The sequence below is a fragment of the Helicobacter sp. 23-1046 genome (assembly GCF_053654635.1).
Genome location: NZ_JBSIUS010000007.1, coordinates 1 through 739, shown reverse-complemented (window position 1 = coordinate 739; position 739 = coordinate 1). Strand labels below are relative to the sequence as shown.

At 39.8% G+C, this 739-nt stretch carries 1 protein-coding gene; it reads right to left on the bottom strand.

What is annotated here, in order from left to right; all coding sequences use genetic code 11:
• A partial coding sequence (locus ACWIUJ_RS09090) for a hypothetical protein (RefSeq protein WP_454170421.1) occupies positions 1-565 on the bottom strand: 565 nt, incomplete at its 3' end.
• Between the last annotated feature and the right edge of the window lie 174 nt (positions 566-739).

The window sequence follows — 739 nt, the reverse complement described above, 5'->3', positions numbered from 1 at the left end:
GAGCGTAGCCTAGAGCGTATTCAATAGTGAAGCCTGATTGTGTAGGGAGTGCGCCCTCTAGCTCTAAGCCGACTTGATTTAGCATTCTATTGTATCCTTTTGTATCTTTTGTGTTAGTAGTTTGGTGCAAATCAGCCGTATAAACTACGCTAAGAAACAATGGAGCATTTTGCGAAGTAAAGTTAAAACCAAATTTTGGACGAATTTCTATAATGATTGCTGTGCGGTTATCTGGGGCAAAGGTATATGTGGTATTTTTGCTTTCTACCCTTCCACCACCTAAATTCGCTTCAATCCCAAATAAAAATCTTCTTTCACTGCCAAAGTTAAGTGCGCCATCAATGGCTAAATATCCACCGTAGCTTTGGGAATCAAGCTCTTTTGTTGGCATATAAAAGCCACCTAAACCTATTCGCGCACTTTCTTTACAGGTTTCACTATCACAAAGGCGACCCTTAGTGCTAGCTCCCATTATCGCTCCATACACTCCCGCGCTAAGAGCCCACATATTGCTTGTTAATACGCTTGCGATACACACCACTTTGAAAAAATTTTTATTTAGCATTGAAACTCCTTTGTTGTGTTTATTATTTTAAGTGAGACTGCAAGTAGCTTTATGCTGCTTGCAGTTTTATAAAAAAGTTATTTCCACCAGCCGTTATTTTGACCGATTTTCTCAACACCTAAGACAATAAGACCACCAATAATTGCTGGGCCCCATTCACCTTGAGTGTTTTTC